The following is a 17,779-nucleotide window of genomic DNA, read 5'->3' on the forward strand; positions in this document are numbered from 1 at the left end:
CTTATGAGTGAGATTAACTGCAAACTTCTGATCATCGGTGGCGGTCCCGGCGGCTATGTCTGTGGCATCCGGGCAGGGCAACTCGGCATCGACACCGTGCTGGTCGAGCGAAAGCGCCTCGGCGGCACCTGCCTCAATGTCGGCTGTATTCCGTCGAAAGCGCTGATCCATGCGGCGGATGAATTCCACCGCGTGACGCATTTCGCATCGAAAGGCGCACTCGGTATTACCGCGCAAAATCCGGCTATCGATTTTGGCAAAACGCTTGAATGGAAGGACGGCATCGTCAATCGGCTGAATAGCGGCGTCGCAGGGCTGTTGAAACGGTCGCGCGTGCGCATGTTTCAGGGGCAGGCGCGGTTCATGGACGGCAAGACCGTGCTGGTTGACACCGATACGGGCCGCCAGACCATTCATGCGGAAAATATCGTGATTGCCACCGGCTCCGTGCCGGTTGAAATCGAGGCGCTGCCCTTCGGTGGCAATATCATTTCGTCCACGGAAGCCCTGTCTCTGGGAGCGATACCGGAGAAGTTAGCTGTTGTGGGCGGTGGTTATATCGGGCTCGAAATCGGCACGGCTTACGCCAAGCTGGGTTCCAAAGTCACCGTGGTGGAAGCCACCGACCGCATCCTGCCGCAATATGATGCCGAACTGACGCGTCCCGTCATGGCACGATTGAAAGCGCTTGGCGTGGAGGTGTTGACCAGCACATCGGCCAAGGGACTGACCGCCGACGGCAAGGCGCTGGAAGTGTTGGCGGCTGACGGTTCAGCGAAACGCATCGAGGCCGACAAGGTGCTGGTGACGGTCGGGCGCAAGCCGCAGACTGACGGCTGGGGTCTGAGCGAAATCCGGCTCGATATGGATGGGCGTTTCATCCGCATTGATGATCGCTGCCGCACGTCGATGCGCGGCGTTTACGCAATTGGCGATGTCACGGGAGAGCCGATGCTGGCGCATCGCGCCATGGCGCAGGGCGAAATGGTTGCCGAGATCATCGCGGGCGGCAAGCAGGCCTGGGACAAGCGCTGCATCCCCGCCGTCTGCTTCACCGACCCGGAAATCGTAACGGTGGGACTGCTGCCCGATGAGGCGCGCAAGGCAGGCCACAATACGCAGACCGGTATTTTTCCGTTTCAGGCAAATGGCCGCGCCATGACGGTTGAGAGGGAAGACGGTTTTATCCGCGTGGTGGCGCGGGCAGACAATCACGTCATTCTGGGGATTCAGGCGGTCGGTGTCGGTATTTCTGAACTGTCGTCTGCCTTTGCGCAAGCCGTTGAAATGGGCGCGCGCCTTGAAGATATTGCTGGGACAATCCATGCACATCCGACCTTGGGCGAAGGCTTTGCCGAGGCCAGCATGAAGGCGCTTGGCCACGCATTGCATGTTTAAGCTCTGGATTTGCGCTCGTAACGCCAGACGAACACCGCAGCCCCGGCGACCATGGCTGCGAGCGCAAACCAGGTGATTGCATAGGACAGATGGCTGTTTCGGAAGGATACAACCGTCAACCCGCCGATCGGCTGGTTGCCCGGATTGGACTTGGCGTCCACATCGATGAAATAGGGTGCGACGGTGCCAAGTTTCTCTTTCGCGGCGAAAGCCGCAACATCGCGAGAGTTCCAGCTGTTCTTCTCTGGATCGTTGGGCCGCAGGAAGAACCCATCCGGCTCCGGCATGCGCAGAAGTCCGGTCACGGTCGTTTCACCGGCAATCTGCGTTTCCGGGCGGGTTGACAGATCACGCTTGTCGCCCGGCACAAAGCCGCGATTGATATAGGTCAGTGATCCATCAGCAGTGCGCAACGGCGTGAGTATCCAATAGCCGGCGCCGCGTTCGGTCAACGCACGCACAAGCACTTCCTTATCGTTCAGATAAGTGCCGGTGATGGTGACATGACGATATTCATCGTCCTTCTGATTGACATTGGCCCAGTCATCTTTGCCCGGCGCAGCAACGGGCTCGGCGTGGACGCGAGCATCCACGCGCGAGATCAGATCGAGTTTCCATTGCAAACGTTCGATCTGCCAGACGCCAAGACCCATAAAAAGCAGGAAAAACAGGCCAGCCAAAACGGCCATAAAACCGAGAAAGAAACCGGATTTCTTTTTCACGTCGTTTCCATCGGCTTCGGTCGTCATCGCACATTCCTGAATTTACTGAAACTGGAGCAATGCTCCCTCATAAACCAGCCATGCGGATTTAGATAGTTTGGAGCGGATAAAATAACAGCGCCAGCAGGCCGAGAATGGCATGTGGCGCTGATAACGAACCGACATAATATTCAATTCATGGGGCAAAATCAGGCAAGCTTGTGAACCTTGTGCCGCCGGTGCGAATAACCGCCCTTCGAACGGCGCAAAACATTGCAAACCTGCGTCTTGTCTTCAGACGGCTTTGGCATCTGCTCATGAATGCGATGCAGTATCTGCTGCGTAACTGTACGATCCTTGTCGGTAGGCCCAATGATTATGCTTTTCATCAACCATTCTCCCTGTTTTTTTGGGCACAGAGTAGCATCCGGGCTACCCCGGCCGGTCATCAAGAATGTACGAATATCCAAAGTATTAATCATAATTTACATATTGACAAGGGCATTCTTGCAACATCGCGCAAGCGCTTGAGATTGGATGAGAAAAGGCCGATTCGCTTTCGCAAACCGGCCTTTTAAAGTGATTATATCGATTAAATCAGTCGCGATTGCCCGTGAGAATCTCGCGCTTGCCGACATGGTTCGCAGGTCCGACCAGACCTTCCTTTTCCATGCGCTCGACGAGCGAGGCTGCACGGTTGTAGCCAATGCCGAGACGGCGCTGGATGTAGGAGGTTGAGCACTTCTTGTCGCGCAGCACCACTTTGACCGCCTGATCATAGACGTCGTCGCCGTCTTCGGACCCCATCGACGTCGCGTCGAAGACAGCCGCATCGGCGGTTTCTTCTTCGGCGTCCTCATCTTCCGTCACGGTTGCCAGATAATCCGGGCGACCCTGTTCCTTCAGATGATTGACGACCTGTTCCACTTCCTCGTCCGAAACGAACGGTCCATGGACGCGGACGATACGACCGCCACCGGCCATATGCAGCATGTCGCCCTGGCCGAGAAGCTGTTCGGCGCCCATTTCACCGAGAATGGTGCGGCTGTCGATTTTCGACGTAACCTGGAAGGAAATACGGGTCGGGAAGTTGGCCTTGATCGTGCCAGTGATGACATCAACGCTTGGACGCTGGGTCGCCATGATCAGGTGAATACCAGCGGCACGGGCCATCTGCGCCAGACGCTGCACCGCGCCTTCGATATCCTTGCCCGCAACCATCATCAGGTCGGCCATTTCATCGATGATGACCACGATATACGGCATGGGCGTCAGGTCGAGTTCTTCCTGAATATAGGTCGGCTCGCCGGTTTCCTTGTCGAAACCAGCCTGCACGGTGCACATGACGGTTTCGCCCTTGCCCTTGGCCGAAGCCGCACGGGCGTTGAAACCCTCGATATTGCGGACGCCGAGGCGGGCCATCTTGCGATAGCGCTCTTCCATCTCGCGCACGGCCCATTTCAGGGCAACAACGGCCTTTTTCGGGTCGGTCACGACGGGGGTGAGCAGGTGCGGAATGCCATCATAGATCGACAGTTCCAGCATCTTCGGATCGACCATGATCAGGCGGCATTCTTCCGGCTTGAACCGATAGAGCAACGACAGGATCATGGTGTTGATAGCAACCGACTTGCCCGAGCCCGTGGTGCCGGCGACCAGCAGGTGAGGCATCTTGGCGAGTTCAGCAATGATCGGCTCGCCACCAATGCCTTTGCCAAGGCAAAGCGGCAGGCGGTAATTCGATGCTTCGAAGGTGCGGGAGTCGATCATCTCGCGCAGATAGACGGTTTCGCGATTGGCATTCGGCAATTCGATGCCGATGACGTTGCGACCCGGAACCACAGCCACGCGGGCGGAGAGCGCCGACATGGAGCGGGCGATATCGTCAGCGAGGCCGATGACACGCGAGGACTTCACACCCGGAGCAGGCTCGAATTCATAGAGCGTGACCACCGGACCGGGACGGACATGGATGATCTCGCCGCGCACGCCGAAATCTTCCAGCACGCTTTCCAGCAGACCTGCGCTGCGTTCCAGCATTTCCTGCGTGATGACATTGCCATCCAGTGCGGGCGGCATTTGCAGCAACTCGCGTGGCGGGAATTCGTACTCGCCGTGAATGACCGGGGCTTCCGCGCGGGGGAGGGGTTGCGGCTGATAGAGGGCAATCGACGGCGCAGCCTTTGCCGGAGCAGGCGTAGCTGCGACTGGTGCAGGCGCTTCGATTTCTTCAACGCTGTGCTCTTCGGCTTCTGCGACGGCAAGCACCACATCGTCTTCGGTCGCTTCACCTGAAACCTCGGCAACTTCCGCAATCTGCGGTGCAGCTTCGACCTTCTTCGGAGCGATTGCCTTTGCCTTTGCAACCAGAGCAATGACTGGAGCCACGGCGACAGGTTCTGACGCTACAATGGGTTCAGGAGTCGGAACTTCTGTTACTGGCTGTGGTTCAGCAACAACTGCCGCAACCGGCGTTTCTTCCGGCTGGCTGTTCCATTCACGAATGCGGAACTGTGCCAGAATGGATTCAACAGTCGGCGCTGGCTTTTTGGGAGCGGCGGGTACCGCAGCAACAAGCGGCACGGTCGGCGCAAGGCTTGCCTCAACATCGCATCCTTCCCAGAAGGCGAAGTCGGAAATATAGGCGAAGGCAGACGTTGTGATGTCAGTTGCGGGCGCGATAGGAGCCTGCGCTACCACAGGTTCTGGTATCGCCTGAACGACAGGTGCCGCGACGGCAGCTGGCATGACCGGCAGGGCAGGCGGAACGGGTACGACGGGCGGTTGCACCATGCCGAGCGAAACGCTCTGCTGCAATGCGGCGACCGCCATTGGTTGGACTTCGGCTGCTTTTTCAACAACGGCTTCCTGCGCTTCCGCAACAGGCTGAACCTGCGGGCGAGCGTTGACATCCGGCAGGTCCTCGCCGCGACGACGCATCAGTTCCACTTCCGGCGTGCGGGTGAAACGGACATTCTCGCCCAGAGAAAAATGGATTTTCCAGGCGCCGTCATCTGTCGGATTACGCGCCTCCGTCTGGCCACGCTGGGGCTTCGGGTCCGAGGCGTTCTCTGTATGATTTCCATTCGAATGGGGGAAATTTTCTCTCAAATTACGCATGATACCTGAACCATAGATACTGTCGCCTGAATGAGCCCAAGTAATAAAAAATGAAGGTTAACAACCCCCTTCATAAATTCGCCGTCGCCCAGAAAATTCTGACAGGGTCGCCGCGGTTGACAGCTGGTTTTCTGTGGGGAAATTCATTCCAAAGAACAAGAATAGTCAACAAAAACAAATAGTAAGTATTATAAGTTAATGAATTTTATTAGAAATATGAAAACCCGCATGGGTTGTGAATATAAATTACTCCCTTAAAGCGCGTTACCCGAAACGCTGCCGGTGCGCGGCTCAGTCACGGGCAAGCGCTACGACGGGATCGAGTCGGGAGGCATTGCGGGCGGGCATGAAACCGAATCCGATTCCGATAAGGCTGGAACACAGCAGCGCCGCTACAATGGATGTCGGCGAGTAGATCAGTTTGAACATTGTGCTGAACTGCGCGAACAGCAGACCGAAACCGCCAGCGACAAGCACCCCGACAATGCCGCCGATCAGACAGACCAAGATAGATTCGATGAGGAATTGTTGCAGGATATCGCTTTGCCGCGCCCCAACTGCCATGCGCACGCCGATCTCGTTGATTCTTTCCGAAACTGCGACCAGCATGATGTTCATCACGCCGATTCCCCCAACAAAGAGCGAAATGCCCGCGATGCTCGCCACAAGGAGGGCCAGCATTGCCGTCGTGGCCTGAATGGTTTTCTGCAATGTGTCGCTGTTGAAGATGAAAAAGTCCTTTTTGCCATGACGCCTTTGCAGAAACGCCGTCACCATCTTTTCGGCGATCGCCGGGTCCATAGTGTCGCGAATGCGAACGGCTATCGACTGCAAAGCGCGCGAGCCGGTCATGCGCGTCTGAACAGTTGTATAGGGCAGAAACAATTCCAACTTGCTCGATCCGGACATGCCTTGTTCATCGGCTTTGGTAACTCCGACGATCCGTACAGGAATCTGTTTCAGAAAAACGACCCTGCCGACCACGGTGCCCTGCTCGTTGGGGAACAATTCCTTTTTGGTGTTCGTGTCGATCACCGCGTCCTGCGCGAGATTATCGAGACTTCTTTTGTCGAAGAAACGCCCCTCAACCAGCTTGCTTTTACGGGTCGCAAAATAACGTTCGCTGACACCATTGACCGTGATGCTGACTTCCTTGTTGCCAACGCGGACCGTTCCCATCGTGGAACTTTCAGGTGTTGCCGCGACGACATAGGGCAGCTTGGCCAGTTCGTTTGCGTCGTCAACGTTCAATGTGGTGACAAGCGCCGCTTTCAGATCGCCATAGCCGGTTCCGGGGCCGATATAGAGCGTGTTGGTGCCGAGGCTGCTGATCTGTTCGAGGATGCGCTGTTGTGAACCTTGCCCTAGTGCCGTGACGCAGACGACGGAGGCCGTTCCGATAATGATCCCCAGCATGGTGAGGAATGTTCGCATGCGGTGCGCGTTCATGGAGCGCAAGGCCATCGCAAAGGCTTCTTTAAAGCGATCACGCATACCGCTGAAAAGATTATGTTTTTCCGACTCCGATGCAGCAAGGGGATCATTGGTCCGAATGCTGCGGCAATCGACAGCCTTCAGCGTATCGGCTGTGATTTCTCCGTCGTGGATTTCGATGATGCGGTTTGCGCGCGCCGCGACAGCCCTGTCATGCGTGACAATGATGATCGTGCGGCCTTCACGGTTCAGTTCCTGAAGAATGCCGAGTACTTCTTCGCCGCTCCGGCTATCGAGCGCGCCGGTCGGTTCGTCTGCGAGTATGACATCAGCGTTGTTGATGAGCGCGCGGGCTATCGACACACGCTGTTGCTGGCCGCCGGAAAGCTGGTTGGGCCGGTGGTGCGTCCGACCGCTCATGCCAAGCCGCCGCAGGATTTCATGGGCGCGTTCGCGCCGCGCTTCACGCGCCTGTCCCGCATAAATCGCGGGTATTTCGACATTGCCGACTGCGTCCAGCTCATTCAGCAGGTGATAGCGCTGAAAGATAAAACCAAAATGCTCCCGCCGCAGCTGAGCCAGTTCATCCGGCTCCAGTTTCGCCGTTGAACGTCCTGAAATCAGATATTGCCCTTCCGAGGGACGATCCAGACAGCCCAGAATATTCATCAGCGTGGATTTTCCAGAACCGGACGCACCGACAATCGCCACCATCTCGCCGCACTGGATGGTGAGGTCGATATCGCGCAGGACCGTGGTGAAACCGTCGCCGGATGGGTAATGGCGCGAAACAGCCTTCAACAAAATCAACGGCATATCGCTCATGTCAGGCACCGTCAGTCGTTACAGTGGTTTCCTGATTGTCGGTGACGATCTTGTCACCTTCCTGCAAGCCTGAGCGGATTTCCGTGTTGATCTTGTCGGTGATTCCGGTTTCCACGGTGCGCTCCTCCAGCGTTCCATAGGCATTCAGCACGCGGACGGTTGCTTTACCCGGACTATCCGGGTCGTCATTACCGAGCGGTTTCAGCGCCGACACAGGAGCGAGCAGGACATTTTTGACCTTCGCCAGAACGATATGGATCTCCGCCGTCATATAGGTGCGAAGCAGACCATCGGTGTTGGGAATGCTGAACTTGCCTTTGTAATAAACGGCAGAGGCCGTCACGCCGCTTGAAGCCGACAGGCCGTTGCTGGTGCCGAAGCTCTTGTCGCTCACAACGGAATCCGGCGCAGGCTCGATTGTTTCGAGCTTTGCATCGTAACGTTTTGAATTTCTTCCGGAAATGGTGAAGTAGATCGGCAGGCCATCGTGCACCTGCGTAATATCCGCTTCCGAAATATCGGCTTCCACCGTCATCGTGTCGAGCTGACCGAGGATCGCGATTGTCGGGACGGTTTGCTGCGCGTTGACGTTCTGGCCCTCCTGCGCCACCGTTGAAAGTATGGTGCCATCAATGGGAGCCGTGATCCGAGTGTAGGCAAGCTTGGTTTCCGCGATACGGACTTCAACCTTCGACGCCGCGATCAAGGCTTCCGTATTGGCCAAGGCCGCTTTTTGCTTTTTCAATCCGGCTACTGCTTTGTCATATTCAGATCGCGCGACAGCATTTTTTCCGATCATCGCCTGATTGCGGGCAAGATCCAGCTTCGCCAGTTCCAGATCGGCGAGGTTCTGCTGACGAGTGGCCTCGTTCTGACGCAGTGTTGCCTGGGCTTTGTCCAGATCGTTCTGCTGGCTCGCGGCATCGATGAGCGCGACGACTTCGCCCTGTTTCACATGCTGTCCGGTTTTCACTTTGAGCGAAAGTATCCGCCCCGTGGCCTGAGTGCCAATGGCAACCAGATTTTTAGGGCGCAATGTGCCCGACGCAACCACAGAGCTTTCAAGGTCACCGCGTTCTACGGTTGTCATCTCGGGCAGCGGCTCGTGAGCGGACCACTGTTCGAACGACAGACCAGCGGCCAGCATCAAGACAAGGAGGGCCGCGCCCCAACGTTTGCGAAAACGTCGCTTCGATACAGAGTTGGCGGAATTCATTGCGGCCTCGCAGGATGATCAGGCGCGGTCGCCATGGGAGGTTTCATGAGATGCGGACCAGTATAGCCGTCCACGACTTCAGATCTGTCGATGTCGATCCGACCGTTCCAACCTCCGCCGAGTGCCTTCTGCAAAGCGACGTAGTTGGTGATGATCTCCACGCGTGCTTGCGCCAACGCGTTTTCCTGATCGAGCAAACTGCGTTGGGCGTTGAGGACGTCGAGGAAATTTTTGGATCCGGCCTTGAACTGGTCGAGCGTCAACGCAGTGATCTTACGGTTGTTACCCACAATCTTCTCGAGCTGAGCGATGCGCAGACGGTTCTGGTTGAATTGGACACTGGCGTTTTCCACTTCGCTCAAACTGTCCAGAATAGTTTGGCGGTATTTGATGAAAGCCTCGTCCCGCGTTGCCCGGGCCGCATCAACATCAGCAAGCAGCTTGCCGCCCTGGAAAACAGGTATCGTGAGGTTGGGACCGAATGACCAGCCTATGGTCGACAAACGGGCAAGATCGCCAAAGTTTGCACCGCCGGTATCGATTTTGCCAATAAGGGAGACGCTTGGATAAAGTGTCGCCTGACTCTGGCCAATCTTGGCTGTTGCGGCAGCATAATCTCGTTCTGCAGCGCGGATGTCGGGGCGGCTTAGTAAGAGATTTGCAGGTAATCCGGCAGCTATTCTGCGCGGTGCGGAAGGCAAGGGCCGGGGCCTGTCCAATATCGCGGCCAGCGCAAGCGACGAACGCCCCGTCAGCGTGGATAGCTTGTTCAGAGAACTGGCATAGCTGATGCGCAGTGAAGGAATTTCGGCCTCTGTGGTATCGGCCTGCGTTTGTGCGCTCAGCAGATCAACCTGTGATATGTTGCCGGCTTCCAGTTGCGTGCGGGTGAGGGCAACAGTTCGGCGCTGTGAAGCAGCATTGCGCCCGGCGATTGCGATCTGCGCCTGCGCGCCGCGCAACTGGACATAATTGGTTGCGATATCACCGATCAGACTGACGAGCGCCGCACGCAACTGTTCGCTCGCCGACTCTTTTGCGTAATACGCCGCTTCGACACCGCGCCGGTTCGCGCCGAACAAATCGATATCCCATGCAGGATCTAACCCGAAACTCGACGTGCTAGTGGCGGCGCTGCCACCACCACCAGAACGCGTGAAACTGCCTTTTCCATCCACGGACGGATAAAGTGTGCCACCCGCCGACGCGTAGCTGGCGCGCGCCTGGCGTACTTTTGCTTTTGCTATCGCAACGTTAGGACTGCCCTCAATGCCGTCAGCAATGAGCTGGTCCAGAATTGGATCGCGCAGGTTTTTCCACCAGTCTGCGAGATTGGGAGCAACGGTGCTGGCCTTACTGTTCCACGCGGGGGGCGTATTGATGACAGGGGCGCGATAATCCGGCCCAACTGCAACACAGCCCGCGCTGAACGGAAAAAACAACAAAATCGCGCAAAGGGGGACTTTCGAAATTTTGATATTTCCTCAAAGTAATCAATAAAAAATTCGCATTGTTTTTAATATGGATTGGAGAGTATGTACATCGAGGCAACATATTTTTAAATTGCTAGCAATAAAATTGGCTATACTATTTATAATGCTTGAAAGAGCTGCGATCAGACTTCCGATTACAGTGACGGATGCGCGAGGAATATGATATTCGCGTTGTGGTTACAACGCCAACTATGTGCCCCCGTTCAGTTGCCGGAACGGGGACTGAAATATTGGGGGGCAGTGGCCTATGCGGCGTTTGCGGCAAGCCAGTCGGCCAATGAACGGCGGTTTGCGGCACGTCCGCGCATGGCTTCCGCCGCGCACATGGAATTCAACACCGCTTCCTGCGTTGCCTCCGCCGCGGCGCGAAACAGCGTGTCGATCCGGTTTTCATTGAGGACCGATATCCGGGTGAAGTCACTCGGCTCGTCGTGATCGAAAGTCACGGCGGTTGAAAAGCCGACAGCAATATCACCACTGCCGTGGCCCCAGAATGCGCCGAGCCGCGCCAGACCCGCACCACAACGACGCGTGACGCGTTTCAGCTGTCGGTGTTCCATGGGCACATCGGTTGCGAGCACGAGAATGACCGAGCCTTTTTCTGGTTGCGCTTCGGCCTTGGGCGAGGGGCGGCGTCCATCGGGAAGCACGAGGTCCCCAGCGCGTCCGAAATTGGTTAGCGCTAGAATACCAAGATGATGGGTCGAGCCATCCAGCACGAATTGCCGGGACGATGAACCAATACCGCCTTTAAAGCCAAAGCAGCTCATGCCGGTTCCAGCTCCGACATTACCCTGGGCCACGTCGTCGCTTGCTGCTTGCAAGGCAAGGCGCGCGTGTTCCTCGGTTACGGCCATGGCCTGAATGTCGCTGAGCGGACCGTCATTGCATTCCAAAACCACCGGATTGACGGTGGCGGTGGTGCGTCCGATATCGGGATTGGCGGCAATTGCGTCGCGGATAAGGGCGTTGGCGCAGGTGCCGACGCCAAAAGTGTTGGTCAGCAGGATCGGCGTTTCCAGCGTGCCGAGTTCCTCAATCTGAACCAGCCCCGTACTCTTGCCGAACCCGTTGATGATATCGCAGGCAGCCAGAACCTTACGCCGATACAGATTGCCATCATGAGGCAAAATGGCCGTCACGCCGGTATTGATATCGCCATAGCGCAGAGTGTGGTGGCCGACCCGCACACCCGGCACATCAGTGATGGCATTTTTTGCGCCGGTTGGCATGGTGCCACAGATGATGCCGAAGTCACGTGCGGTTGCAGTCATGTCATAGTTCCGTTTTTAAAAGACCTGTGGGTCAGAGACGCCCGGCTTCGATAATACGCTTGAGAAAGGCTTGTGTGCGCTCGCCCTGCGGATTGCCGAAGATTTGCGACGGCGGACCTTCTTCATAGACCTTACCGTTTTGCAGGAAACAGACCTTGTCTGCAACCTCACGTGCAAAACCCATTTCATGGGTGGCCAGCACCATGGTCATGCCCTTGGTCGCCAGATCGCGCACGATATCAAGCACTTCCGATACCAGTTCTGGATCGAGCGCCGAGGTGATCTCATCCAGAAGCAGCAATGTCGGGTCCATCATCAGCGCCCGAACGATGGCGACGCGCTGCTGTTGTCCGCCGGAAAGCCGGTCCGGATATTCCTTCGCCTTGTGGTCAAGGCCGATACGGGCAAGGAGGGCAAGCCCTTTTTCCTGCGCCTGTTTGACCGGCATGCCCAGCACCTTTGTCGGGCCGAGCGTGACGTTTTCCATCACGGTCATATGCGGAAACAGGTTATAGCCCTGAAACACGATGCCGATTTCGCGGCGCAGGACATCGAGGTCAACGCCCGGTCCGGTCACACGGTCACCATGCAGGCGGATTTCGCCTTCATCAATGGTCTCGAGCCGGTTGATGCAGCGCAGAAGCGTGGACTTGCCGCAGCCCGAAGGGCCGATCAGACAAACGACCTGATGCTCTTCGATGTCGAGGCTGATGCCGGACAGAACCTCCAGCGATCCATAACGCTTGATTGCCTTGTCGATTTCAACGAGTGCCATATCCGTATTCCTCACATACTCGAACGCATTTTCCGGCGATCCCGTTCGATCAGACGATCGACAAAACGGGCCTGCGGAATGGTGATCAGGATGAACAGAATGGCGACGGTGGTGACAGCCGACAGGTTGAAATAATTGCTGGCGATGATTTTCGACTGGTTGAAGGCGTCGATGGTGCCGATGATCGCGACCAGCGCCGTATCTTTCTGCAAGCTGATGCAGTTGTTCATCAGCGGCGGAATGATGCCGCGCACGGCCAGCGGAACCACGACATAGCGCATGGTGCGGACATAAGAGAGACCGAGCGAGCGCGCTGCTGCAATCTGGCTTGGATGCACGCTTTCAATGCCGGCGCGATAGACTTCGGACGTGTAGGCACCATAGGTCAGCGTCAGCGCGATGATCGCATAGGCATTGGACGACAGGTCTTTCAGGATCGGCAGGCCCGTCAGGGGCAGCCCGAAACCGATGAGATAGATCGTGATGATGGCGGGCAGGCCGCGAAACAGATCGCTGTAGAAGGTGGCGAGCAGGCGGATCGGCCTGCCAGCCATTCCGGGAAGCGTGCGGGCAATCGCAATGACCAGCGCCCAGACCAGGATCAGAATGGCTGAAACGAAGAAGATGACGATGTTGGTGCCGAAGGCCTTGAGTACGGTACCCGCCGACTTGGCAATCAGGCTGACATCGAAGAAAGTGCGGCTGACCGCAGCATCATTGACGATCATGAACCATGCGCCAGCGCAGAGGATCAGCACGGCAACGGCATAGGAGATGACCTGCCAGGACATATCCGAAGCACGTGCACCCAGTTCCCGGCCCGCGTAGATATCGGCGCTTTTCCCGGCCTGCATTGAAAGCTGTACAGCCCGCCAGGCGAACCACAATACGGCGAGCGGAGCCAAAAGCAGCAACCAGCCGATGGTCAGAACGGGCGTCGCAGGCCAGCCCTGCGAGATCGTATAGCTGGTCACACTGTGGACGGTCTGCGCCGAAGCCAGAAGGGTGATGAACGAAAAGGCGAAAGCCAACAAGGACCGACCGCTATGGGTGCGGACTTTGTTTCGGCTGCGCCATTGCCGCGCGCGCTCTGCGCTGGCTTCCGGTGCCGGATGGGACATAGATATTCTCGCTGAGGCAAGGTGGTCGCGCGCCGTTTTGGAAACGTGCTGCCACGGTGTCAAAATCGGAAGACCGGGCCGCGGCTGCCATCGCAGGCGCGGCCCGGCCAACCGTCAGATCAAGGCTTCCAAAGTGGAACGTCGGACGGAGACATGCCCCATGACGGCAGCAAATAGGCTGCTTCCAGCTTCTTCAGGGTTCCGTCTTTTCCCATGTCGGCGATCAGCTGATCGATGACTTTCTTGTTTTCCGTGCCCTTCGGATAAATACCGGCGGTTTCGCCGCTGGATTCATACTTGCCGACCACTGCCAGCTTGCCGTTGGAATTCTTCACCTGACCGAGAATGATCGACAGATCGGTCATCACGGCATTGACCTTGCCAGCGGCAAGCGCGGTGAACATCGACGCGGTGTCGTCGAAGACATCGAGGCTTGCAACTTTCAGCGTTTCCTGCGCGAAAGGAACCAGCGTCGTGCCAGCCTGCGTGCCGACCTTCACCGTCTTCATTTCAGCTTCCGTCACCGGCTTGTCGGCGCGGGCCGCTACACCATAATCGGAGTTCATGTAAGGCGTGGAGAAATCAACGACCTTCTTGCGCGGTTCGGTGACGGAGATCAGCGCCAGCGCGATGTCATAATCCTTGTTCTGGCCTGCAACGATGGAGTCAAACGAGGCGTTGACCAGCTTTACTTTCTCAAGGCCAAGGCGATGCGCAATATTAACGGCCATGCAGAATTCATAGCCGTCCTTGATCGTGTCCGGCGTATCGCCATTGAACTGGCCGATGGCAGGCAGGTTGATGATGACGGTGAACTGACCGGGCACAGCCGGGGTGATCGATGCCGATCCCTTATCTCCGATCAGCGGGCAATCGCCGTAACCTTCGGTGGCGGCAGACGCACTGCTTACTCCTGCCGCTGTGGCGACGCTTGCGAACAATGCGCCATAAGCTGCTGACTTAAATAGGTTTTTTATTGTCATATTCCCCTCTTGCTTTCTTTTGGGTTAGAGAACGGCTTCTGCACCCGTGCGGGCCAGATCCATGTAGATTTCCTGCAGACGACGCGTATGCGGACCCGGCTTGCCATCGCCGATGGTGTGGTCCTGAATGCCGATAATCGGCGTCACGAAGCTCGATGCGCTCGTGAGAAAGGCCTCTTTGGCGGCCTTGGCTTCATCGACCGTGAACAGCCGCTCCTCGATGGTGAGGTTCTGTTCTTCGGCGATTTTCAGAACGGCCCGGCGCGTGCAGCCGGGCAGGATGGAATGCGAATTGGGACGGGTCACCAGCACATTGTCATGCGAAATGATGAAGGCGGTCGATGAAGCGCCTTCGGTGACAAAGCCGTCTTCAACCAGCCAGACTTCATGAAAGCCTTTGCTCTTGGCCTGTTTCTTGGCCATCACCTGCGCCAGCAGCATGACGGTCTTGATATCGCGGCGTGCCCAGCGCGTATCCGGTGTGACATCGACACGAACCCCATGCAGCACCGACGGTGCATTGGCCAGATTTTTGGCCTGCGTGAACATCACCAGATTGGGCTTGATATCGTCTGCATAGACAAAATCGCGATCAGCTTCGCCACGCGTCACCTGCATATAGACCACGCCTTCGCGCAGCGTGTTGCGGCGGATGAGTTCAATCTGCGCCTTGCGAATATCGTCAAGCGAGACGGGCAGGGCGATGTCGATTTCTTTGACCGAGCGTTCCAGCCGGGCGAGATGAAGATCATTATCGACCAGACGTCCATCGATCACAGCGCTCACTTCGTAGATTCCGTCGCCAAACAGAAAGCCGCGATCAAAAACCGAAACCTTTGCGTCGCTTTCGTCGACGAAGGCTCCGTTCACATAAATTACTCTGGCCAAAATACGTCCTCGGCATCTGCATTTCTCGATTGAAAGGACGGTAGGAAAAAAGAATTTGGCTGGCCAATGCTATGTTTTGCAATCACTATGCAGAAATTGCATAAGGGGAAGAGAGTAGGGGAATAAGGGAGTAAGGGAATAGGTGGATAGCTGTTGTTATCGCCTGTCCGAGACGCAAACATACTGCCTTACTGCCCTATTCCCTTACTCCCTTATTCCCCTACTCCCCTAAGGAGCGCCTATGGAACTGAAATGGCTGGAAGACTTCATCGCGCTTGCGTCAACGTCGAGCTTCTCCCGGGCGGCAGAGGCGCGCCATGTGACGCAGTCGGCCTTTTCGCGGCGGATCAAGCAGCTTGAGGTCTGGCTGGGGGTAACGCTCGTCAATCGCGCCACCTTTCCGGCTCAGTTGACCCATGAAGGGAAGACCTTTCTTCACGTCGCGGAAGATGCGGTCCGGCAGTTTTACGCCACGCGCAGAAGCCTTCAGCCAAGCCGGCAAGGACAAAACCCTGCGCTGAAATTTTCTGCCTTGCATACTTTGACCGTCACGTTCTTTCCGCAATGGCTGAAGGGGATTGATGCGACCATCGGCAATATTCATTCGCATCTGGCGCCGGATCGCGGCGGGTTTGAAGACAATATCGCGACCCTGACCGAAGGCGAAGTCGATTTCTTTCTGACTTATGCGCATCCGTCAGTGCCGATCCTGATCGACAGGGAACGGTTTCCGTCGATCATTCTGGGCACAGAAAGGCTGATCCCGGTGTCGTTGCCGTCCGGGGAAGGGCCTGTGCTGGATCGCGCTATCGAGACCGGCGCGCCACTGCCCTATCTCAGCTATGGCGACTTTTCATTCTTCGGCGCGGCTCTGGCGCAGAAATTTGCGTCCGGTCCAAGTTTTGCGCGCAAGGTCGTGCATGAGAACACCATGTCTATCGGTCTCAAAGCGATGGTTCAGGCCGGGTGGGGCATGGCATGGCTGCCGGAAAGTCTGGTTCTAGAAGAAATCCGTCGTGGCGATATGGTGCCCGCTTCGGTCGATCCCTATTGGGATCTGACGACGGAAATTCGCATCTTCCGCCACGATGCACCGCTTTCGACACGTGCTGAAAGCCTGTGGGCTTTTTTGCAGGCAAAAGACGGTGCAGTTTCAGAAAACAGCGATTGACAGGACGGCATGCGCAGCGCTGTAAATGCTCGCACTTTATTCGGCCGGAGAGGGACGTAGACGGCATGAAGATCACCATCGAACAATCGCTCGATCAGGCGGGGACGGGCGCATTCCAACGAGGCTTGCTCGGGGTTTTCGGCCTCGTCTGGGCAGCGGACGCGATGCAGGTTCTGGCTGTCGGCTTCACAGCAGCGTCCATTGCAAAAACATTCGGGCTGACCGTGCCGCAGGCATTGCAAACCGGAACGCTTTTCTTCTTCGGCATGTTGGTCGGTGCAGCCGTGTTCGGCAGACTCGCCGATAAATATGGCCGTCGCCGTGTGCTGCTGATCACCGTCGCGTGCGATGCCGTGTTTGGTCTGCTGTCAGCCTTCGCACCTGGTTTCGAAGTTCTGCTTGCACTGCGTTTCCTGACCGGCGTGGCCGTCGGTGGAACGCTGCCTGTCGATTATGCCATGATGGCTGAGTTTTTGCCCTCCAGGAACCGTGGTCGCTGGCTGGTCATGCTGGAAGGTTTCTGGGCCGTGGGCACCGTGGTGATCGCGCTAGCCGCATGGGCCGCGAGCCTTGCCGGTGTCGAGGATGCATGGCGCTATATTTTCGTCGTCACCGCAGCGCCTGCGCTTATCGGTATCTGGCTGCGCCTCTGGGTGCCGGAATCACCAATGCATCTTTTGAAATCCGGTCGCGCGGATGAAGCAAAATCGGTGATGAACCGCGTGTTGCGCCGCAACGGAAAGCCGGAACTGCCGCCGAAGGCGCGGCTTGAAGCCCCGCTTCTCGTGACGGATGAACGGCTTTTGTCGCCAAAGCTTCGCCAGCGCACGCTCGCAACGCTCGCGATCTGGTTTCTCGTTTCCGTGTCCTATTACGGCATTTTCACCTGGATACCGGCCAAGCTCGCCGGTGACGGCTTCGGCTTCGTGCGCGGTTACGGCTTTCTGGTCGTGGTGGCGCTGGCGCAATTGCCGGGCTATGCACTCGCCGCTTACGGCGTCGAAACATGGGGCCGTCGCAAGACGCTGATCAGCTTCCTGTTCATCAGCGCTGCGGCCTGTGCCTTGTTCACGATTGCCGATAGTTCGGCTGTAGTCGGCGCATCGATCCTGATCATGAGCTTCGCGCTGCTCGGCACATGGGGCGCGCTCTATGCCTTCACGCCGGAGCTTTATCCGACAGCCCTGCGCGCCAGCGGCATGGGCGCGGCAGGTGCCATGGCGCGTCTTGGTGGCCTTTTGGCGCCGTCGGCTTTGGCCATCGTCATCAGCCAGAGCTTCAACGTGGCTGTCGCAATGTTTGCTGGCCTTCTGGCGCTCGCAGGTGTGATTGCGTTCCTGATCAATGTCGAAACGCGCCAGCAGGCTTTGAACTAGGCGT

The 17,779-nt window shown here is 57.1% G+C and carries 14 protein-coding genes; 3 read left to right on the top strand and 11 right to left on the bottom strand.

Features of this window, described 5'->3' with window-relative positions; all coding sequences use genetic code 11:
• Nucleotides 1-3 precede the first annotated feature (3 nt).
• The gene (lpdA, locus tag QLQ11_RS13875) at nucleotides 4-1,398 is read left to right on the top strand and encodes a dihydrolipoyl dehydrogenase (RefSeq protein WP_283736142.1); all 1,395 of its coding nucleotides are present in this window, start codon (nucleotides 4-6) and stop codon (nucleotides 1,396-1,398) included.
• Here lpdA and QLQ11_RS13880 read toward each other — a convergent pair.
• From QLQ11_RS13880 to QLQ11_RS13930, 11 genes are all read right to left on the bottom strand, one after another.
• On the bottom strand, nucleotides 1,395-2,087 hold the full coding sequence (locus tag QLQ11_RS13880; RefSeq protein ID WP_109367988.1) for an SURF1 family protein: 693 nt from the start codon (nucleotides 2,085-2,087) through the stop codon (nucleotides 1,395-1,397). The two genes, lpdA and QLQ11_RS13880, sit on opposite strands and share 4 nt — an antisense overlap.
• 221 nt (nucleotides 2,088-2,308) lie before the next feature.
• Nucleotides 2,309-2,488 (bottom strand): hypothetical protein, encoded by a 180-nt coding sequence (locus tag QLQ11_RS13885; RefSeq protein WP_109367401.1) that lies wholly within the window; start codon nucleotides 2,486-2,488, stop codon nucleotides 2,309-2,311.
• A gap of 208 nt (nucleotides 2,489-2,696) precedes the next feature.
• The gene (locus tag QLQ11_RS13890; RefSeq protein WP_121538838.1) at nucleotides 2,697-5,219 is read right to left on the bottom strand and encodes a DNA translocase FtsK; all 2,523 of its coding nucleotides are present in this window, start codon (nucleotides 5,217-5,219) and stop codon (nucleotides 2,697-2,699) included.
• A 291-nt stretch (nucleotides 5,220-5,510) separates the two neighbouring features.
• Nucleotides 5,511-7,478: a MacB family efflux pump subunit gene (locus QLQ11_RS13895; protein ID WP_109367399.1), complete on the bottom strand. Its 1,968-nt coding sequence runs from the start codon at nucleotides 7,476-7,478 to the stop codon at nucleotides 5,511-5,513.
• A gap of 1 nt (nucleotide 7,479) precedes the next feature.
• Nucleotides 7,480-8,694, bottom strand: coding sequence for an efflux RND transporter periplasmic adaptor subunit (locus QLQ11_RS13900; RefSeq protein ID WP_109367398.1), 1,215 nt, complete (start codon nucleotides 8,692-8,694; stop codon nucleotides 7,480-7,482).
• Complete coding sequence (locus tag QLQ11_RS13905) at nucleotides 8,691-10,136, bottom strand: efflux transporter outer membrane subunit (RefSeq protein ID WP_283736143.1); 1,446 nt, start codon at nucleotides 10,134-10,136, stop codon at nucleotides 8,691-8,693. Before QLQ11_RS13905 ends, QLQ11_RS13900 begins: the two co-directional genes overlap by 4 nt.
• 296 nt (nucleotides 10,137-10,432) lie before the next feature.
• Nucleotides 10,433-11,461: a P1 family peptidase gene (locus QLQ11_RS13910; protein ID WP_109367396.1), complete on the bottom strand. Its 1,029-nt coding sequence runs from the start codon at nucleotides 11,459-11,461 to the stop codon at nucleotides 10,433-10,435.
• A gap of 31 nt (nucleotides 11,462-11,492) precedes the next feature.
• Nucleotides 11,493-12,236, bottom strand: coding sequence for an amino acid ABC transporter ATP-binding protein (locus QLQ11_RS13915; protein ID WP_109367395.1), 744 nt, complete (start codon nucleotides 12,234-12,236; stop codon nucleotides 11,493-11,495).
• Nucleotides 12,237-12,247: 11 nt separating this feature from the next.
• A complete protein-coding gene (locus QLQ11_RS13920; protein ID WP_109367394.1) occupies nucleotides 12,248-13,357 on the bottom strand; it encodes an amino acid ABC transporter permease in 1,110 nt (369 codons plus the stop codon).
• A 119-nt stretch (nucleotides 13,358-13,476) separates the two neighbouring features.
• Entirely contained in the window at nucleotides 13,477-14,340 is an 864-nt protein-coding gene (locus QLQ11_RS13925) for an ABC transporter substrate-binding protein (protein WP_109367393.1), read from the bottom strand.
• Between the two features lie 24 nt (nucleotides 14,341-14,364).
• Nucleotides 14,365-15,228, bottom strand: a complete 864-nt coding sequence (locus QLQ11_RS13930; protein WP_109367392.1) for a D-amino-acid transaminase — start codon at nucleotides 15,226-15,228, stop codon at nucleotides 14,365-14,367.
• Nucleotides 15,229-15,469: 241 nt separating this feature from the next.
• Here QLQ11_RS13930 and QLQ11_RS13935 point away from each other — a divergent pair, with 241 nt between their 5' ends.
• Nucleotides 15,470-16,399 carry a LysR family transcriptional regulator gene (locus QLQ11_RS13935; RefSeq protein ID WP_109367391.1) on the top strand — a complete coding sequence of 310 codons (930 nt, stop codon included), beginning with the start codon at nucleotides 15,470-15,472 and terminating at the stop codon, nucleotides 16,397-16,399.
• A 65-nt stretch (nucleotides 16,400-16,464) separates the two neighbouring features.
• A complete protein-coding gene (locus QLQ11_RS13940; protein ID WP_124916057.1) occupies nucleotides 16,465-17,775 on the top strand; it encodes an MFS transporter in 1,311 nt (436 codons plus the stop codon).
• Nucleotides 17,776-17,779 lie beyond the last annotated feature (4 nt).

This window comes from Ochrobactrum sp. SSR (assembly GCF_030067775.1).
GTDB classification, from domain to species: domain Bacteria; phylum Pseudomonadota; class Alphaproteobacteria; order Rhizobiales; family Rhizobiaceae; genus Brucella; species Brucella teleogrylli.

Excerpts from the sequence above, each read along its gene's own strand:
- lpdA (WP_283736142.1), top strand. The coding sequence starts at position 4 with ATGAGTGAGATTAACTGCAAACTTCTGATCATCGGTGGCGGTCCCGGC.
- QLQ11_RS13880 (WP_109367988.1), bottom strand. The coding sequence starts at position 2,087 with ATGGCCGTTTTGGCTGGCCTGTTTTTCCTGCTTTTTATGGGTCTTGGC.
- QLQ11_RS13885 (WP_109367401.1), bottom strand. The coding sequence starts at position 2,488 with ATGAAAAGCATAATCATTGGGCCTACCGACAAGGATCGTACAGTTACG.
- QLQ11_RS13890 (WP_121538838.1), bottom strand. The coding sequence starts at position 5,219 with ATGCGTAATTTGAGAGAAAATTTCCCCCATTCGAATGGAAATCATACA.
- QLQ11_RS13895 (WP_109367399.1), bottom strand. The coding sequence starts at position 7,478 with ATGAGCGATATGCCGTTGATTTTGTTGAAGGCTGTTTCGCGCCATTAC.
- QLQ11_RS13900 (WP_109367398.1), bottom strand. The coding sequence starts at position 8,694 with ATGAATTCCGCCAACTCTGTATCGAAGCGACGTTTTCGCAAACGTTGG.
- QLQ11_RS13910 (WP_109367396.1), bottom strand. The coding sequence starts at position 11,461 with ATGACTGCAACCGCACGTGACTTCGGCATCATCTGTGGCACCATGCCA.
- QLQ11_RS13915 (WP_109367395.1), bottom strand. The coding sequence starts at position 12,236 with ATGGCACTCGTTGAAATCGACAAGGCAATCAAGCGTTATGGATCGCTG.
- QLQ11_RS13920 (WP_109367394.1), bottom strand. The coding sequence starts at position 13,357 with ATGTCCCATCCGGCACCGGAAGCCAGCGCAGAGCGCGCGCGGCAATGG.
- QLQ11_RS13925 (WP_109367393.1), bottom strand. The coding sequence starts at position 14,340 with ATGACAATAAAAAACCTATTTAAGTCAGCAGCTTATGGCGCATTGTTC.
- QLQ11_RS13935 (WP_109367391.1), top strand. The coding sequence starts at position 15,470 with ATGGAACTGAAATGGCTGGAAGACTTCATCGCGCTTGCGTCAACGTCG.
- QLQ11_RS13940 (WP_124916057.1), top strand. The coding sequence starts at position 16,465 with ATGAAGATCACCATCGAACAATCGCTCGATCAGGCGGGGACGGGCGCA.